This is a genomic window from Streptomyces sp. ActVer, assembly GCF_027270795.1.
In the GTDB taxonomy this organism is placed as follows: Bacteria; Actinomycetota; Actinomycetes; order Streptomycetales; family Streptomycetaceae; genus Streptomyces; species Streptomyces umbrinus_A.
Genome location: NZ_JAPWHT010000047.1, coordinates 21,121 through 36,962 on the forward strand (window position 1 = coordinate 21,121; position 15,842 = coordinate 36,962).

16 protein-coding genes and 1 pseudogene are annotated in these 15,842 nt (G+C 69.6%); 12 read left to right on the forward strand and 5 right to left on the reverse strand.

Annotated elements, in window-relative coordinates:
- Positions 1 to 27: 27 nt before the first annotated feature.
- From O3Q52_RS10785 to O3Q52_RS10795, 3 genes and pseudogenes are all read right to left on the reverse strand, one after another.
- The gene (locus O3Q52_RS10785; protein WP_269648597.1) at positions 28 to 840 is read right to left on the reverse strand and encodes an ABC transporter permease; all 813 of its coding nucleotides are present in this window, start codon (positions 838 to 840) and stop codon (positions 28 to 30) included.
- Positions 837 to 1,814 carry an ABC transporter ATP-binding protein gene (locus tag O3Q52_RS10790; RefSeq protein WP_269648598.1) on the reverse strand — a complete coding sequence of 326 codons (978 nt, stop codon included), beginning with the start codon at positions 1,812 to 1,814 and terminating at the stop codon, positions 837 to 839. The genes O3Q52_RS10785 and O3Q52_RS10790 overlap by 4 nt, the downstream gene beginning before the upstream one ends.
- 68 nt (positions 1,815 to 1,882) lie before the next feature.
- Positions 1,883 to 2,753: pseudogene (locus O3Q52_RS10795) on the reverse strand (aminoglycoside N(3)-acetyltransferase).
- Between the two features lie 160 nt (positions 2,754 to 2,913).
- Between O3Q52_RS10795 and O3Q52_RS10800 the strand changes: the two are divergent.
- The 8 genes from O3Q52_RS10800 to O3Q52_RS10835 all read left to right on the forward strand — a co-directional run bounded on the left by O3Q52_RS10800 (position 2,914) and on the right by O3Q52_RS10835 (position 9,500).
- The gene (locus O3Q52_RS10800; RefSeq protein WP_055610940.1) at positions 2,914 to 3,645 is read left to right on the forward strand and encodes a metalloregulator ArsR/SmtB family transcription factor; all 732 of its coding nucleotides are present in this window, start codon (positions 2,914 to 2,916) and stop codon (positions 3,643 to 3,645) included.
- Complete coding sequence (gene sufB / locus O3Q52_RS10805; RefSeq protein WP_143637374.1) at positions 3,642 to 5,066, forward strand: Fe-S cluster assembly protein SufB; 1,425 nt, start codon at positions 3,642 to 3,644, stop codon at positions 5,064 to 5,066. Before O3Q52_RS10800 ends, sufB begins: the two co-directional genes overlap by 4 nt.
- An 83-nt stretch (positions 5,067 to 5,149) precedes the next feature.
- Positions 5,150 to 6,334 (forward strand): Fe-S cluster assembly protein SufD, encoded by a 1,185-nt coding sequence (gene sufD, locus O3Q52_RS10810; RefSeq protein ID WP_269648599.1) that lies wholly within the window; start codon positions 5,150 to 5,152, stop codon positions 6,332 to 6,334.
- Complete coding sequence (locus O3Q52_RS10815) at positions 6,334 to 6,663, forward strand: non-heme iron oxygenase ferredoxin subunit (protein WP_055610943.1); 330 nt, start codon at positions 6,334 to 6,336, stop codon at positions 6,661 to 6,663. The genes sufD and O3Q52_RS10815 overlap by 1 nt, the downstream gene beginning before the upstream one ends.
- 7 nt (positions 6,664 to 6,670) lie before the next feature.
- Positions 6,671 to 7,435, forward strand: a complete 765-nt coding sequence (gene sufC / locus O3Q52_RS10820) for a Fe-S cluster assembly ATPase SufC (RefSeq protein WP_269648600.1) — start codon at positions 6,671 to 6,673, stop codon at positions 7,433 to 7,435.
- Positions 7,432 to 8,688 carry a cysteine desulfurase gene (locus O3Q52_RS10825; protein WP_055610945.1) on the forward strand — a complete coding sequence of 419 codons (1,257 nt, stop codon included), beginning with the start codon at positions 7,432 to 7,434 and terminating at the stop codon, positions 8,686 to 8,688. Before sufC ends, O3Q52_RS10825 begins: the two co-directional genes overlap by 4 nt.
- A 15-nt stretch (positions 8,689 to 8,703) precedes the next feature.
- Positions 8,704 to 9,171 (forward strand): Fe-S cluster assembly sulfur transfer protein SufU, encoded by a 468-nt coding sequence (sufU, locus tag O3Q52_RS10830; RefSeq protein WP_055610946.1) that lies wholly within the window; start codon positions 8,704 to 8,706, stop codon positions 9,169 to 9,171.
- Complete coding sequence (locus O3Q52_RS10835) at positions 9,168 to 9,500, forward strand: metal-sulfur cluster assembly factor (protein WP_055610947.1); 333 nt, start codon at positions 9,168 to 9,170, stop codon at positions 9,498 to 9,500. The genes sufU and O3Q52_RS10835 overlap by 4 nt, the downstream gene beginning before the upstream one ends.
- 105 nt (positions 9,501 to 9,605) lie before the next feature.
- Here O3Q52_RS10835 and O3Q52_RS10840 read toward each other — a convergent pair whose 3' ends face one another.
- A complete protein-coding gene (locus O3Q52_RS10840; RefSeq protein WP_269648601.1) occupies positions 9,606 to 10,463 on the reverse strand; it encodes an AbfB domain-containing protein in 858 nt (285 codons plus the stop codon).
- 489 nt (positions 10,464 to 10,952) lie between these two features.
- Positions 10,953 to 12,704, reverse strand: coding sequence for a hypothetical protein (locus O3Q52_RS10845; RefSeq protein WP_269648602.1), 1,752 nt, complete (start codon positions 12,702 to 12,704; stop codon positions 10,953 to 10,955).
- A 161-nt stretch (positions 12,705 to 12,865) separates the two neighbouring features.
- Between O3Q52_RS10845 and O3Q52_RS10850 the strand changes: the two genes are divergently transcribed.
- The 4 genes from O3Q52_RS10850 to dapD all read left to right on the forward strand — a co-directional run bounded on the left by O3Q52_RS10850 (position 12,866) and on the right by dapD (position 15,713).
- Positions 12,866 to 13,231: a VOC family protein gene (locus tag O3Q52_RS10850; RefSeq protein WP_269648603.1), complete on the forward strand. Its 366-nt coding sequence runs from the start codon at positions 12,866 to 12,868 to the stop codon at positions 13,229 to 13,231.
- Between the two features lie 51 nt (positions 13,232 to 13,282).
- Positions 13,283 to 13,603 carry a multidrug efflux SMR transporter gene (locus O3Q52_RS10855; protein WP_269648604.1) on the forward strand — a complete coding sequence of 107 codons (321 nt, stop codon included), beginning with the start codon at positions 13,283 to 13,285 and terminating at the stop codon, positions 13,601 to 13,603.
- 52 nt (positions 13,604 to 13,655) lie between these two features.
- On the forward strand, positions 13,656 to 14,192 hold the full coding sequence (locus O3Q52_RS10860; protein ID WP_269648605.1) for a TetR/AcrR family transcriptional regulator: 537 nt from the start codon (positions 13,656 to 13,658) through the stop codon (positions 14,190 to 14,192).
- A 531-nt stretch (positions 14,193 to 14,723) separates the two neighbouring features.
- The gene (gene dapD, locus O3Q52_RS10865) at positions 14,724 to 15,713 is read left to right on the forward strand and encodes a 2,3,4,5-tetrahydropyridine-2,6-dicarboxylate N-succinyltransferase (protein WP_269648606.1); all 990 of its coding nucleotides are present in this window, start codon (positions 14,724 to 14,726) and stop codon (positions 15,711 to 15,713) included.
- The last annotated feature ends 129 nt before the right edge of the window (positions 15,714 to 15,842 follow it).

Here is a 15,842-nt window from a genome sequence, read left to right on the forward strand (position 1 = left end):
CCTCGCCGGTCCCGTGTCATTGCCCGATCACTCCCAGCGGAAGAACTTCCCGGCGGCCGCGAGGCCCACGACCGCCCATACGGCGAGGATCCCGAGGTTCCCCCACGGCATCCCGGCCCCGTGCTGGAGCACGTCCCGCAGCCCCTCCGACAGGGCCGAGATCGGCAGCAGGCCGAGCAGGTCCTGGGCCGCGTCCGGGAACTTGTCCAGTGGGACGATGACCCCGCCGCCCACGAGCAGCAGCAGGAAGACCAGGTTCGCGGCTGCCAGCGTGGCCTCCGCCTTGAGTGTGCCCGCCATCAGCAGGCCGAGGCCCGAGAACGCCGCCGTGCCCAGGACCAGGAGCAGCAGCACGGCGAGCGGGTTGCCCTCCGGCGACCAGCCCAGCGCCAGGGCGATCACCGTCACGAGGAGCACCTGGAAGACCTCGGTGACCAGGACGGAGAGGGTCTTGGCCGTCATCAGCCCCCAGCGGGGCAGCGGTGAGGCGGCGAGCCGCTTCAGCACGCCGTACCGCCGCTCGAAGCCCGTGGCGATCGCCTGGCCCGTGAACGCCGTCGACATCACGGCGAGCGCGAGAATGCCGGGCGCGAGGAAGTCGACCGCCTTTCCCTCGCCCGTGTCGACGATGTCCACCGCGCTGAACAGCACCAGCAGCAGCGTCGGGATGATCACCGTCAGGAGCAGCTGCTCGCCGTTGCGCAGCAGCATCCTCGTCTCCAGCGCCGCCTGTGCCGCGATCATGCGGGGGAGCGGGGCGGCTCCCGGCCGCGGCGCGTACATGCCCGTGCCCTCGCCCGTGCCCTCGCCCGTGGTCCGGGCGTCCGTTCCCGCGGTCATCCGCGCAGCTCCTTACCGGTGAGCTCCAAGAAGACGTCCTCCAGGGTGTGCCGCTCCACCGAGATCTTCTCCGGCATCACCCCGTGCTGGGCGCACCAGGTGGTGACGGTCGCGAGCAGCTGCGGGTCGACCTTGCCGCCCACGCGGTACGAGCCCGGCGTCAGCTCGGCCGCCGTGCAGTCCGCCGGGAGGGCCTTGAGGAGGGAGGCCACGTCGAGGCCGGGGCGGCCGGAGAAGCGCAGGGTGTTCTCGGCGCCGCCGCGGCACAGCTCCTCGGGGCTGCCCTTCGCTATGACCCGGCCCGCGTCGATGATCGCCACGTCGTCGGCGAGCTGCTCGGCCTCGTCCATGTAGTGCGTGGTGAGGATGACCGAGACACCGTCGGCGCGCAGATCGCGTACGAGGTCCCAGGTGGCCCGGCGGGCCTGCGGGTCGAGACCCGCGGTCGGCTCGTCCAGGAAGACCAGTTCGGGGCGGCCGACCACGGCCATGGCGAGCGCGAGGCGCTGCTGCTGGCCGCCGGAGAGCCGCCGGTACGTCGTGCGGCCGCAGCTCCCGAGGCCCAGGCGCTCCATGAGCGCGTCCACGTCCAGCGGGTGCGCGTGCAGCTTGGCCACGTGGCGGAGCATCTCGTCGGCGCGGGCGCCGGAGTAGACACCGCCGGACTGGAGCATCACGCCGATGCGGGGGCGCAGCGCGGAGGCCTCGCGCACCGGGTCGAGGCCCAGCACCCGGACCGTTCCGTCGTCCGGCCTGCGGTATCCCTCGCAGGTCTCGACGGTGGTCGTCTTGCCGGCGCCGTTGGGCCCGAGGACGGCGGTGATGCCCGCCCGGGCCACCAGATCCAGGCCGTCCACCGCGGTCTTCCTGCCGTACCGCTTCACCAGGCCCTGGACCTCAATAAGAGGGTGCGGCGCGGAGCGCCTCGTTGAGGGGTGGTGGTCGGGCGGCGGGAGGGCGGTCTCACTACGCATGGGCGGCCTCACTTCGCATGAGCGCCAAGTCTAGGGACGGCCGAGCGGGGCACAGAGGGCGGGTCGAGTCACGAGCGGCGTGAGGCGGGCGCGTCGTCGGTGACCCACTCCTCGCGCGAACGGTGCGTCTCAAGCCACCGCTCCGCGTACGCCACCGCGTCGGCCACGGGGAACAGCCGGGTGTCGGCCGCGCCCACCAGGCCCCGTACGACGGGACGGTCCCGTTCGAAGTCGGCGCCCAGCTCGTCGAACCGCTCCGAGCTGATCGAGATCTCGGTCATGACCTCCCAGCGGGAACCTTCGGGCGTACGGACCGGCCGTCCCACCTCGACACGCGGGGACGGGATCCGGTATTCGGCGAGGTGGAAGCCGGTGCAAGAGTCGTAGCCCGCGCCGAGCAGCAGGACGCGGGCGCCCATGGTCTCCAGACGGGCCAGCGGGCTGCTCCCCCACTGCCTCAAGGGCGTGGGGGGACCCCCAGCCGAGGCGGCAGTCCGGGGCGTGGTCCTCGACGATCTTCGCCGCGCGCGGCCCGATCGCCGCGAACGAGGTCTGCGGGTGCGCGCTGCGCAGGGCGCCCGGCCAGGTGCGTACGGTCTCCGGGATCACGCCCACCCCTCGTGTGGGCGTGGTGAGCGGGTCGTACCCCGGCATCGTGGCGCGGATCGTCTCCCACCAGGCCTCGGGGACGGGCGGGGCGGTCCACAGAGCGGGGTCGGAGAGGCCGCCGGACTGGGTGGGGACCACGAGCGTGCCGTCCGGACCGAGCGCGTCGAGCAGTCCTTCGACGACGGCGACCGCGCCCCCGTTGACCCATCCGAGGGAGCGCAGCGACGAGTGCGCGAGGAGGGTCTCGCCGGGGCGTACGCCGAGCGCGCGCAGGTCCGCCGCGAGGGTGGCTCGGGTGACTAGAGGGCCGGTCGGAGGGGGTGTCGGCATGGTTCGGGAGTCTCCCCGACAACCCTGCCCCCTGCCACCGAATTGATCGATCAAAGATCATTTCCGCAGGTCAGATTAGGTTTACCTAAGTGATGCACCGCACCCATCGTGGCGTGGACGCGGCTTGTCAGTCTCTGAGGAATTACGCAACAATGGCGTTGTGAAAAACGTTGGCGAGGCTCCGCAGGAGGAACTCGCGACCGGTGAGCGCTCCACGCGCAACCGCGTCGCGCGGTCCATCCTGGACCACGGCCCGTCGACCGTGACCGACCTCGCGGGGCGGCTGGGCCTCACCCAGGCCGCCGTGCGACGGCACCTGGACGCGCTCGTCTCCGACGACGTCGTGGAGGCCCGCGAGCAGCGGGTCTACGGCGCTCGTACGCGCGGGCGGCCCGCCAAGGTGTTCGCGCTGACCGACTGTGGCCGGGACGCCTTCGACCAGTCCTACGACAAGCTCGCCGCCGACGCCCTGCGCTGGATCGCGGAGCGCGAGGGCGGGGACGAGGCCGTCGTGGCCTTCGCCCGCGCCCGGATGGCGGCCCAGGCCGACACGTACCGCAAGGCCGTCGAGGCCGCCGCCCCCGAAAAGCGCGCGGAAGCGCTGGCCAAGGCCCTGAGCGCGGACGGGTACGCTGCTACGGCGCGCAGCGCACCGGTCGGCGAGCAGCTCTGCCAGCACCACTGCCCGGTCGCCCATGTCGCCGAACAGTTCCCGCAACTGTGCGAGGCGGAGACAGAGATCTTCTCCCAGCTGCTCGGCACACATGTCCAGCGGCTGGCCACCATCGCCCACGGCGACGGTGTCTGCACCACGTTCATCCCAAAGATTTCCAAGCACGATTTTCACGGCCATGACGCATCTGCAAGTACCGCCGGGAGGAACCCCGCATGACGCTCCCCATTGAGGAGACTGCCCACCCCGAGCTGGAGGGTCTGGGTACGTACGAATACGGCTGGGCCGACTCGGACGTGGCCGGTGCCTCTGCCAAGCGCGGCATCAACGAGGCCGTCGTCCGGGACATCTCCGCGAAGAAGAGCGAGCCGGAGTGGATGACCAAGCTCCGTCTCAAGGGCCTGCGCCTGTTCGACAAGAAGCCCATGCCGAACTGGGGCTCCGACCTCTCGGGCATCGACTTCGACAACATCAAGTACTTCGTGCGCTCCACGGAGAAGCAGGCGCAGTCCTGGGAGGACCTGCCCGAGGACATCAAGAGCACGTACGACAAGCTCGGCATCCCCGAGGCGGAGAAGCAGCGCCTCGTCGCCGGTGTCGCGGCCCAGTACGAGTCCGAGGTCGTCTACCACCAGATCAACGAGGAGCTGGAGGCGCAGGGTGTCATCTTCATGGACACCGACACCGCGCTGAAGGAGCACCCGGAGCTCTTCAAGGAGTACTTCGGCACCGTCATCCCGGTCGGCGACAACAAGTTCGCGTCGCTGAACTCCGCGGTGTGGTCCGGCGGCTCGTTCATCTACGTGCCGAAGGGCGTGCACGTCGAGATTCCGCTCCAGGCCTACTTCCGTATCAACACGGAGAACATGGGCCAGTTCGAGCGGACCCTGATCATCGTCGACGAGGGTGCCTACGTGCACTACGTCGAGGGCTGCACGGCCCCGATCTACAAGTCGGACTCGCTGCACTCCGCGGTCGTCGAGATCATCGTGAAGAAGGGCGGCCGCTGCCGCTACACGACCATCCAGAACTGGTCGAACAACGTCTACAACCTGGTCACCAAGCGCGCCGTGGCCTATGAGGGCGCGACCATGGAGTGGGTCGACGGCAACATCGGCTCCAAGGTCACCATGAAGTACCCGGCCGTCTACCTGATGGGCGAGCACGCCAAGGGCGAGACCCTGTCCATCGCCTTCGCGGGCGAGGGCCAGCACCAGGACGCCGGCTCCAAGATGGTCCACATGGCGCCGAACACGTCCTCCAACATCGTGTCGAAGTCCGTGGCACGCGGTGGCGGCCGTACGTCCTACCGCGGTCTCGTCGAGATCGGCGAGGGCGCCCACGGCTCCAAGTCGAACGTGCTCTGTGACGCGCTGCTGGTCGACACCATCTCCCGCTCCGACACGTACCCCTACGTGGACGTCCGCGAGGACGACGTGTCCATGGGCCACGAGGCCACCGTCTCCAAGGTCAGCGACGACCAGCTCTTCTACCTGATGAGCCGGGGCATGACCGAGTTCGAGGCGATGGCGATGATCGTGCGCGGCTTCGTCGAGCCCATCGCGAAGGAGCTCCCCATGGAGTACGCCCTTGAGCTCAACCGGCTGATCGAGCTGCAGATGGAAGGCGCGGTCGGCTGACGCACCCTTGCGTCCAGGCAGCAGGCGGCGCGTCTTTCATGGCGAGCCGAGGATCGTAATAGAAAGCGAGCACTACGACAGCCATGGCTGAGGCTCAGAACTCCACGGTGGGGTCCTCCACCACCGCCGGATCGATCGCGGTGGCCGCCGAGTCGACCGTCGCCACGCGCATGAGCGCGCCCCCGTCCTTCGACGTGGCGGACTTCCCGGTCCCCCACGGCCGTGAGGAGGAGTGGCGGTTCACCCCGCTGGAGCGCCTGCGCGGGCTGCACGACGGCACCGCGGTCGCGACCGGCGTCGGCGTGAAGGTCGCCATCGACGCGCCCGAGGGCGTCAAGGTCGAGACCGTCGGCCGTGACGACGCCCGGCTCGGCAGGGCGGGCACTCCGGTGGACCGCGTCGCCGCCCAGGCGTACTCGGCCTTCGAGCAGGCCGGTGTGATCACCGTCCCCAAGGAGACGGTCCTCACCGAGCCGATCCGCGTCGCCGTGCACGGCGAGGGCGGCGTCGCCTACGGCCACCAGGTCGTGGAGCTCGAAGCCTTCGCCGAGGCCGTCGTCGTCATCGACCACACCGGTGACGCCGTGCTCGCCGCCAACGTCGACTACGTCCTCGGTGACGGCGCCAAGCTGACCGTCGTCTCCGTCCAGGACTGGGACGACAAGGCGGTCCACGTCGGCCAGCACAACGCGCTGATCGGCCGGGACGCCACCTTCAAGTCCTTCGTCGTCACCTTCGGCGGCGACCTCGTACGCCTCCACCCGCGGGTCGCCTACGCCGGCACCGGCGGCGAGGCCGAGCTCTTCGGCCTGTACTTCACGGACGCCGGCCAGCACCAGGAGCACCGCCTCCTGGTCGACCACAACGCCCCGCACTGCAAGTCGAACGTGGCCTACAAGGGCGCGCTCCAGGGCGACGGCGCCCACGCGGTGTGGATCGGCGACGTCCTCATCGAGGCCACCGCCGAGGGCACGGACACCTACGAGATGAACCGGAACCTGGTTCTGACCGACGGCGCCCGTGTCGACTCCGTGCCGAACCTGGAGATCGAGACCGGCGAGATCGTCGGCGCCGGACACGCCTCGGCGACCGGCCGCTTCGACGACGAGCAGCTCTTCTACCTGATGGCCCGCGGCATCCCGGCCGACGAGGCCCGCCGTCTGGTGGTCCGCGGCTTCTTCGCCGAACTGGTCCAGCAGATCCGCGTCGCCGACATCCAGGAGCGCCTTCTCGCCAGGATCGACGAGGAGCTGGAGGCGTCAGTCTGATGACTGCCTCGTCGACGTTCGTACGCGCCTGTGGGCTTGGCGAGCTGGAGGACGACACCCCCAAGAGGGTGGAGCTCGACGGCACGCCGGTCTCGGTCGTGAAGACCGAGGGGGAGGTGTTCGCGATCAACGACATCTGCTCGCACGCGAACGTCTCGCTCTCCGAGGGCGAGGTGGAGGACTGTCAGATCGAGTGCTGGCTGCACGGCTCCGCGTTCGACCTCCGCACCGGCAAACCGTCCGGCCTGCCCGCGACGCGCCCCGTCCCCGTATACCCCGTAAAGATCGAAGGGGACGACGTGCTCGTCTCCCTCACCCAGGAGTCCTGAGGAACCCATGGCAACGCTTGAAATCCACGACCTGCACGTCACCGTCGAGGCCGACAACGCCACGAAGGAGATCCTCAAGGGCGTCGACCTCACCGTGAAGCAGGGCGAGACCCACGCCATCATGGGCCCGAACGGCTCCGGCAAGTCGACGCTCGCCTACTCGCTCGCGGGTCACCCCAAGTACACGATCACCAGCGGCACCGTCACCCTCGACGGCGAGGACGTCCTGGAGATGTCCGTCGACGAGCGCGCCCGCGCCGGCCTGTTCCTCGCGATGCAGTACCCGGTCGAGGTCCCCGGCGTCTCGGTCTCCAACTTCCTCCGTACGTCCGCCACCGCGATCCGCGGCGAGGCCCCCAAGCTGCGCACCTGGGTGAAGGAGGTCAAGGAGGCCATGGAGCGCCTCAACATGGACCCGGCCTTCGCCGAGCGCAACGTGAACGAGGGCTTCTCCGGCGGCGAGAAGAAGCGCCACGAGATCCTTCAGCTGGAGCTGCTCAAGCCGAAGATCGCGATCCTCGACGAGACCGACTCCGGCCTGGACGTCGACGCCCTGCGCGTCGTCTCCGAGGGCGTCAACCGGGTCCGCGAGTCCGGCGAGGTCGGCACCCTGCTGATCACGCACTACACGCGCATCCTGCGCTACATCAAGCCCGACCACGTGCACGTGTTCGCGAACGGCCGCATCGCCGAGTCCGGCGGCGCGGAGCTCGCCGACCAGCTTGAGGCCGAGGGCTACGACAAGTACGTGAAGGGTGGCGCATCCGCGTGACACAGCTGCCGGGCCTCCTCGACACCGAGGCGATCCGCAAGGACTTCCCCATCCTGGACCGCACGGTCCACGACGGTCAGAAGCTCGTGTACCTGGACAACGCGGCGACCTCGCAGAAGCCGCGCCAGGTACTGGACGCCCTGAACGAGTACTACGAGCGCTACAACGCCAACGTCCACCGCGGTGTGCATGTGCTCGCGGAGGAGGCCACGGCGCTGTACGAGGGCTCGCGCGACAAGGTCGCCGCGTTCATCAACGCGCCGAGCCGCGACGAGGTGATCTTCACGAAGAACGCCTCCGAGTCGCTCAACCTCGTGGCCAACATGCTCGGCTGGGCCGACGAGCCCTACCGCGTGGACCACGAGACCGAGATCGTCATCACGGAGATGGAGCACCACTCCAACATCGTGCCGTGGCAGCTGCTGGCGCAGCGCACGGGCGCGAAGCTGAAGTGGTTCGGCCTCACCGACGACGGCCGGCTCGACCTGTCCAACATCGACGAGATCATCACCGAGAAGACGAAGATCGTCTCCTTCGTGCTGGTGTCGAACATCCTGGGCACGGTCAACCCGGTCGAGGCGATAGTGCGCCGTGCGCAGGAGGTCGGCGCGCTGGTCTGCATCGACGCCTCGCAGGCCGCCCCGCACATGCCGATGGACGTACAGGCGCTGCAGGCCGACTTCGTGGCCTTCACCGGCCACAAGATGTGCGGCCCGACCGGCATCGGCGTCCTCTGGGGCCGTCAGGAGCTCCTGGAGGACCTGCCTCCGTTCCTCGGCGGCGGCGAGATGATCGAGACGGTGTCGATGCACTCGTCGACGTACGCTCCCGCCCCGCACAAGTTCGAGGCGGGCACCCCGCCGATCGCGCAGGCGGTCGGCCTCGGCGCGGCCATCGACTATCTGAGCGCCATCGGCATGGACAAGATCCTCGCCCATGAGCACGCGCTCACCGAGTACGCGGTGAAGAGGCTCGGCGAGGTGCCGGACCTGCGGATCATCGGCCCGACCACGGCCGAGGACCGCGGCGCGGCGATCTCGTTCACGCTGGGTGACATCCACCCGCACGACGTGGGCCAGGTTCTCGACGAGCAGGGCATCGCGGTGCGCGTGGGTCACCACTGCGCGCGGCCCGTCTGCCTGCGGTACGGAATTCCTGCGACCACACGAGCGTCGTTCTATCTGTACTCCACGCCGACCGAGATCGACGCTCTGGTCGACGGCCTGGAGCACGTACGGAACTTCTTCGGCTGAGGAGCTGGCTGAGTCGTGAGGCTTGATTCGATGTACCAGGAAGTCATCCTGGACCACTACAAGCACCCGCACGGGCGCGGTCTTCGAGATGGCGACGCCGAGGTGCACCACGTCAACCCGACGTGCGGCGACGAGATCACGCTGCGCGTGAAGTACGACGGCACGAAGATCAGCGACGTCTCGTACGAGGGCCAGGGCTGCTCCATCAGCCAGGCCTCGGCCTCCGTGCTGAACGAGCTGCTCGTCGGCAAGGACCTGGCCGCGGCTCAGAAGATCCAGGAGACCTTCCTGGAGCTGATGCAGTCCAAGGGCCGTATCGAGCCGGACGACGCGATGGAGGAGATCCTTGAGGACGCTGTCGCGTTCGCCGGGGTCTCCAAGTACCCGGCCCGCGTGAAGTGCGCGTTGCTGAGCTGGATGGCCTGGAAGGACGCGACGGCCCAGGCCCTGGGCGAGGCCGACGCCGAAAGGAAGACGGCATGAGCGAGACCATCGAGATGAAACCGGCCTCGGAGGAAGAAGTCCGAGAGGCCCTGTACGACGTCGTCGACCCCGAACTGGGCATCGACGTCGTCAACCTCGGGCTGATCTACGGCATTCACATCGACGACGCGAACATCGCGACGATCGACATGACCCTGACGTCGGCGGCCTGTCCGCTCACCGACGTCATCGAGGACCAGGCCAAGTCCGCCACGGACGGCCTCGTGAACGAGCTCCGCATCAACTGGGTGTGGATGCCGCCGTGGGGCCCCGACAAGATCACGGACGACGGCCGCGACCAGCTTCGCGCGCTGGGCTTCAACGTCTGATTCCGAGTTGTACGTGTGCGGCCCCCGGCATCATGCCGGGGGCCGCGTTCGTCTGTCGTCCGGGGCAGAGCCGGGGCCGGCCGGCCCCGGCTGCCGGAGAGTCGCTCAGCCCAGGCCCTTCACGAGCCTGAACGCCGAGTCCGCCCGGTAGAGCCGGCTGTTGTCGAACGATTCGAGGCGGACCTCGAAGTTGCGGTGGCGCAGGAAGCGGCCGCGGTAGTTGTACGACTCCAGCATGACCGCGTCGTTGAAGCCCGTCGGGCGGGGGCAGAACGTGGCGTCCTGCTTGAAGAGCTCGGAGCCGTTGTGGCGGTCGGCGCGGAGCCGGAACTGGTAGTGGCGCAGATAGCGGTTGTTGCCCAGGGAGAAGGACACACAGCTGGAGTCGGCGATACCGGGGACGACCTTGAAGGTGGCCTCGTCCCTGGTCCGCGACGAGCTCTGGGAGCTCACCCGGTCGAGTCGCACCGAGTCGCGGTCGAGGTGCCAGTAGCGGTCGGGGTAGTTGACCGCCTGGACGGACTTCCCTGAGGAGGCGGGCTTGGACGCGGGGGGCTTGGCGGAGGCGGACTTGGACGGCCGCGGGTCCGAGTCCGGGTTCGTACCGCCCTGCTGTTCCGCCTCGGGCGAGGCGGAACCGTCCGCGACGGCCTTCGAGGAATCGGGGGCGGCGAGGCCGCTCTTCCCGCTGGGCGCCGTGGCGGGGGGCGGGCTGGGTATGAGCGGCTCGTCCGCCGAGGAGGTGGTGTTCTTGGTCTTCCCCTTCGCCGAGGTGTCCGGGTCGTCGTCGAGCACGACGACGGCTGTGACGGTGGAGGCGAGGACCGCCACGAGGAGTGCTCCCGCAAGCCAGAGCCTGCGGGTTCCGGGTACGTGTGACTCGTCCAGGCTTTCGCCGGTCTCCCACACCTTCGCGGGGCGGGCGGACGGGTCGGGAGCGGACCCGGGATTTCTTTCAGGCATGCGAGGTTCCCCCAGCGTCGCCCAAGGCGGACGCGGATCGGTCAGGTGGGTCGTGGCACAAGAGGAGGCGTGGGCCGCGGACACGCGTGACGGCTGTGGCCGGGGGATCCGCGTGCGCGACGAGGGGAACATTAGTAGAACTTGTGGCCCCGCGTAGCGTTTCTGAGAGCGGTTTCTGCCAGGAACGCCGGGGGTTCGGCGGCCAGTTGACGGTGATCGTCGGGTCCGGGGGGCCGGGAAAGATAGTTCAAGACTTAAGGATTCGAGATCAGAGGCCTGGAGAGGGCCGATCCCGGCGCCCGGGGCAGGGAGTTCGGGCGCCGCGCCGCCGGCTCTCTCGGCGGAGGCGGAAGTTCCTCTCGGGGCCCAACAGTTATGAAAGAAGGCGCCCGAGGCGTCACCTGGACCGATGCCCAATTGTGTCGTGAGGGCCGGTGCCCGGCGTGTGCCGTGAGGACCGGTGCCCGACGTCTGCCGCGAGGGCCGGGGCTAACGCGTCGCGAAGGCCGACAGGAGGGTGGCGATCCGTTCGCGGGTTCCGCCGTTCTGGACCGGGGCCGCCGTGAGCACGTCCAGATGCTGGTAACCGGGCAGGACCACGGGGTTCTTGTCCGCGGGGATGTGGTCCGCGAGGATCCCGTCGCCCGCGACGAAGGTGATCGTGGGGTTCGCGGTCAGGCCGCCGGGGTGCGCCATGTTCCGGGCGATCCGCGCGTCGTCGACCAGGGAGAGGTCGGTGACCAGCTTCGTCGGGAAGTAGTCCTCGGTGAAGTCCAGCGGCTGCTCGGAGAGGCTGCGGGCCAGCTCCCCGATGTCCGAGACCTCCTTGGCGGCCGTCGTGAACGGCGTGCCGTCGGCCGAGCGGTGGACCGGGTCGTCCGGCGCGCCGATCCGGTCGAAGTTCCGCCAGGTGTAGAGCGGGCCGGCCGGCTCGTCCGGAATCGCCTTCAGTTCCGTACCGAACAGGGCCGGTGAGCCCTGGACGTCGTTCGAGACCGGGAAGTTCTTGTCCACCAGGCGGCCGCCGTCGAAGAGGCCCACGCTGGTCTGGATGAAGGACAGCGGGGCCGAGTTGTCGTCCATGAAGGCGCCCAGGACCGCCGAGTTGGTGAGCCGGAAGTCGCGGATCGTGGGTTTGCCCGACAGGAAGACGGCCGCGTCCTTGGAGAACATCGTGCGGGACGTCGTCTCGATGTTGGCGTTCGACGGGAGGTCGTCCTGGAGCGTGGACCGGGCGTCGGGGGCGGTGCGGGCGGCGAGGCCGCTGATCGCGAGGACGTTCATGATCTCGGGGTTGATCACCGTGGGGAGCGCGAGGAAGCGGGGCAGGACACCGCTGCGCAGACCGGCCTGTACGACGGTGTAGCCGAGGCCCGTCTCCGGGACCGTGCCCTTGGGCAGCAGGCCGCCGTTGAGGGTGCCCGAACTGCCGTTCAGGTCGTCGAGGTTGGTGGCGATGGTCGTATCCAGGGCGAAGTAGCCCGCGCACTGGTTGAAGCCCGCGTCCGCCGTCGTCGCGGGGTTGCCGTCGAAGTCCCAGGTGGCGAAGACGCCGGTGAGGACGCCGCCGAGGGAGTGCCCGCCGCACAGCACCTTCTCCTTGCGGAGCTTCTGGTCGGGGAGTTCGGCGGACAGCAGGTCGTACTGGTCACGGACCGTGCGCTCCAGGCCGACCTCGGCGAGCCAGCCCGTCTGATCACTCGTCAGGAACCCGTCGAAGGAGCGTCCGTCGACCTTCTCGCCCTCGTAGTAGTAGCCAACAGCCCTGGCGGCGCTGCCCGTTGAGATCCCGGCGTTGTCCTCAAGGCAGTTGGAGCGCCGGTCCAGGGCCCAGAACTCGATGTGCTCGCCCTTCTCGGCGGCCGCCCTCACCGTGTTGCGGGCCACGCTGTCGAAGGCGCCCGCACCCTCCAGGATGCTGGGCTGGGCGACCAGGATCCGGTCGGCGTCGGCGGACTTCGACGGTCCCTCCGAGGAGCGGTAGCGCAGATACGACAGCCGGTCGCAGCGCGCCGGGTGGCTGCCGACCGAGGCGGGCAGCGGGATCCGCACGGAGACCATGGTCTCGGTGATCCGGGCGACCGGGGAGGCGGAGGCCACCGGGGTCTCGGTACGGGCAGCCTCTGCGCCGGCCGGTGCTCCGTCGGCCGAGGACGTCACGGTGAGCGCGGCCGCGCCGAGCGCTCCGGCGGTCAGGGCGCGCAGCCACCGGCCGCGGGGGCGGGGGACTCCTGTGCTCATGGTCTCTCCATCGGGACGACGGCGGGTGCGGGGTGCCGAACAGTAACCATCGGTAACTCCCGGGTGCCATAAGGAAAATGAGCGAACAGGCACGGACGGTCGCGCACATTCGCACAGTGGCTCGGTGGCGACCCCCGGGGCTCGGAGGGAGACTGCGGCGTATGGCTGTCTCCTGGTATCAAGTCGTCGTCGACGCCCATGATCTGCCGTCGCTGGCCCGCTTCTGGTGCCAGGTCCTCGACTGGCGCGTGCTGTTCGAGGCCGAGGACGAGATCGTCATCGGGGCCGACCCGGGCGCCCTGCCCGGCATCTGCTTCGTACCGGTCGACGAGCGCAAGAAGATCAAGAACCGGCTGCACATCGACCTCGCGCCCGACGACCGGGACGCCGAGGTCGACCGGCTCCTCGCGCTCGGGGCCCGGCGGGCGGACGTCGGCCAGGGAGGGGACGTCACCTGGGTCGTCCTCGCCGACCCCGAGGGCAACGAATTCTGTGTGCTGCGGCCGAAGAAGACGCTTCTCGACTGAGGCCGACGGGGATGTGTACAGGCGTACGTATCGATGCGTACACTCGTACACATGGGATACGCGCTGCTCGCCGGAGCCATCGCCGCAGAGGTCGCCGCCACCACCGCCATGAAGTACAGCGAGGGCTTCAGCAAGCTGTGGCCCTCGCTGGTGACCGCGATCGGCTACGTCGTCGCGTTCGTGCTGCTCGCGCAGACGCTGAAGACCGTCGCGGTCGGCACGGCCTACGCGATCTGGGCGGGGATCGGCACGGCGGCCGTCGCCGCGATCGGGATGATGTTCCTGGGCGAGGGCATGAACACCGCCAAGTTCGCCGGGATCGTGCTGATCATCGGCGGGGTCGTGGTGCTGAACCTGGGCGGGGCGCACTGATGCGGCGCTGTCCGGCGGGGGCCTGCTCGCGCCGTCCGGCGGGAGCCCGCTGATGGTCAGGCGCTACGACCCCGAGCGGCGGCAGCGGATCATCGACGCGGCGATCCGTGTCGTGGCGGCCAAGGGCATCGGCGGGCTCAGCCACCGCTCGGTCGCCGCCGAGGCCGATGTGCCGCTGGGCTCGACGACGTACCACTTCAAGACCCTCGACGAGCTCATGGTCGCCGCGCTGCGCCAGACGAACGAGGGCTTCGCGAAGGTCGTCGCCTCGCGGGGCGCGCTGGAGGATGCCGGGACCGATCTGGCCGGTGAACTCGCCGGTCTGCTGGGCGAGTGGCTGGGGGGCGACCGCGCGAGCGTGGAGCTGGAGTACGAGCTCTATCTCGCCGCCCTGCGCCGCCCCGTGCTGCGGCCCGTCGCCGCCGAGTGGTGCCAGGACCTCGCCGAGCGGATCGGCTGCCGCACGGACCCCGTCACCGCGCGGGCCCTCGTCGCGGTGATGGACGGGATCTGTCTGCAGGTGCTGGTGACGGGGGCGGAGTACGACGAGGCGTACACCCGCGAGGTGCTGGCGCGGGTGATCCCCTGAAGCCTTCTGTCCGAAGGTACGGGCGAGGGCACGCGCGTTCTTCTACGCCATCGACAAGACCGAGACCCGTACCGAACACGAGTACCGGGCCCTCACCGCGGTCCTCAGCCGGGCGTACGCGTACGACGCCGAGGATCTCGCCAAGGTCTACCGGGCCCTGGCCACGATTCCCGGCGTACGGGCCGCGCAGGTCCAGGACGCGGCGGGGCGCGATGCCGTCGCGGTCTACCTCAGGAACGAGGACCCGACGGCGAACCGGGACGAACTCCTCCTGGACCCCGGCACCTACCTCTACAGCGGTCACCGGTGGGTGGCCCGGAGCGCCGGAGGCCAGTGGAAGAAGGGGGACGCCGTCATCAGCGGGGTGCGACTGGCCGTGGCGGTGGTCGACAAGAAGGGCCAGCGGCCCTGACCTGGACCGCCCTGGTCCCTCCGGCACGACCCCGCCGGGCAGGCCCCGGTGCGCCCGGCACCTGAGACGCCGGGCGCACTGGTTGGCCCCCGTGGGCCCCGGCCGGTTAGGTTTCCCTCATGACCGACACGACTGCTACTCGCACCACCGGCGCCGTCGCCGCCGGGCTTGCCACGCTCGCCGCCGACGGAACTGTCCTCGACACCTGGTTCCCGGCCCCCGGACTGGCTGCCGAGCCCGGCCCCTCCGGCTCCGAGCGGCTGTCCGCCGAGCGCGCGGCGGAGCTGCTCGGCGAGGGCGCCGTGAAAGCGATCGGCCCGGACGCCCGGCGTGGCGTCGAAGTGGTCGCGGTCCGCACGGTCATCGCCTCGCTCGACGAGAAGCCGGTCGACGCGCACGACGCGTACCTGCGCCTGCACCTCCTCTCGCACCGCCTCGTGAAGCCGCACGGGCAGAGCCTCGACGGCCTGTTCGCCCACCTCGCCAACGTCGCCTGGACCTCGCTCGGCCCGGTCGCCGTGGACGACGTGGAGAAGGTCCGGCTGAACGCCCGCGCCGAGGGCCTCCACCTGGCCGTGACGTCCATCGACAAGTTCCCGCGCATGACGGACTACGTGGCGCCGAAGGGCGTCCGCATCGCCGACGCCGACCGGGTCCGCCTCGGCGCGCACCTCGCCGAGGGCACCACGGTCATGCACGAGGGCTTCGTGAACTTCAACGCCGGCACGCTCGGCACGTCCATGGTCGAGGGCCGCATCTCCGCCGGCGTCGTGGTCGGCGACGGCTCGGACATCGGCGGCGGCGCGTCCACCATGGGCACGCTGTCCGGCGGCGGCAACGTCCGCATCACGATCGGCGAGCGGTGCCTGATCGGGGCGGAGGCGGGCGTCGGGATCGCCCTCGGTGACGAGTGCGTCGTCGAGGCCGGGCTGTACGTCACCGCCGGGACGCGGGTCACCATGCCGGACGGGCAGATCGTCAAGGCGCGTGAGCTGTCCGGCGCGTCCAACATTCTGTTCCGGCGGAACTCTGTCACCGGGACGGTGGAGGCGCGGCCGAACAACGCGGTGTGGGGTGGCCTCAATGAGGTCCTCCACAGTCACAACTGAGTCCTGCGGTTGTTCTGTGAACCTGGCGCCCTCCCACTTGCTGTGGGAGGGCGCCAGGTTGTTCGGGGGGCGGATGTCGGGTGCGGGCCCGGTGGGGGGACTTTGCCTTCGGCAAAGACGCCAAGCTGG

Coding starts and splice junctions, on each gene's coding strand:
- O3Q52_RS10840 (WP_269648601.1), bottom strand. CDS start 10,463: ATGCCTGAAAGAAATCCCGGGTCCGCTCCCGACCCGTCCGCCCGCCCC.
- O3Q52_RS10790 (WP_269648598.1), bottom strand. CDS start 1,814: ATGCGTAGTGAGACCGCCCTCCCGCCGCCCGACCACCACCCCTCAACG.
- O3Q52_RS10855 (WP_269648604.1), top strand. CDS start 13,283: ATGGGATACGCGCTGCTCGCCGGAGCCATCGCCGCAGAGGTCGCCGCC.
- O3Q52_RS10835 (WP_055610947.1), top strand. CDS start 9,168: ATGAGCGAGACCATCGAGATGAAACCGGCCTCGGAGGAAGAAGTCCGA.
- sufD (WP_269648599.1), top strand. CDS start 5,150: ATGGCTGAGGCTCAGAACTCCACGGTGGGGTCCTCCACCACCGCCGGA.
- O3Q52_RS10845 (WP_269648602.1), bottom strand. CDS start 12,704: ATGAGCACAGGAGTCCCCCGCCCCCGCGGCCGGTGGCTGCGCGCCCTG.
- O3Q52_RS10815 (WP_055610943.1), top strand. CDS start 6,334: ATGACTGCCTCGTCGACGTTCGTACGCGCCTGTGGGCTTGGCGAGCTG.
- O3Q52_RS10860 (WP_269648605.1), top strand. CDS start 13,656: ATGGTCAGGCGCTACGACCCCGAGCGGCGGCAGCGGATCATCGACGCG.
- O3Q52_RS10785 (WP_269648597.1), bottom strand. CDS start 840: ATGACCGCGGGAACGGACGCCCGGACCACGGGCGAGGGCACGGGCGAG.
- O3Q52_RS10850 (WP_269648603.1), top strand. CDS start 12,866: ATGGCTGTCTCCTGGTATCAAGTCGTCGTCGACGCCCATGATCTGCCG.
- sufC (WP_269648600.1), top strand. CDS start 6,671: ATGGCAACGCTTGAAATCCACGACCTGCACGTCACCGTCGAGGCCGAC.
- dapD (WP_269648606.1), top strand. CDS start 14,724: ATGACCGACACGACTGCTACTCGCACCACCGGCGCCGTCGCCGCCGGG.
- sufB (WP_143637374.1), top strand. CDS start 3,642: ATGACGCTCCCCATTGAGGAGACTGCCCACCCCGAGCTGGAGGGTCTG.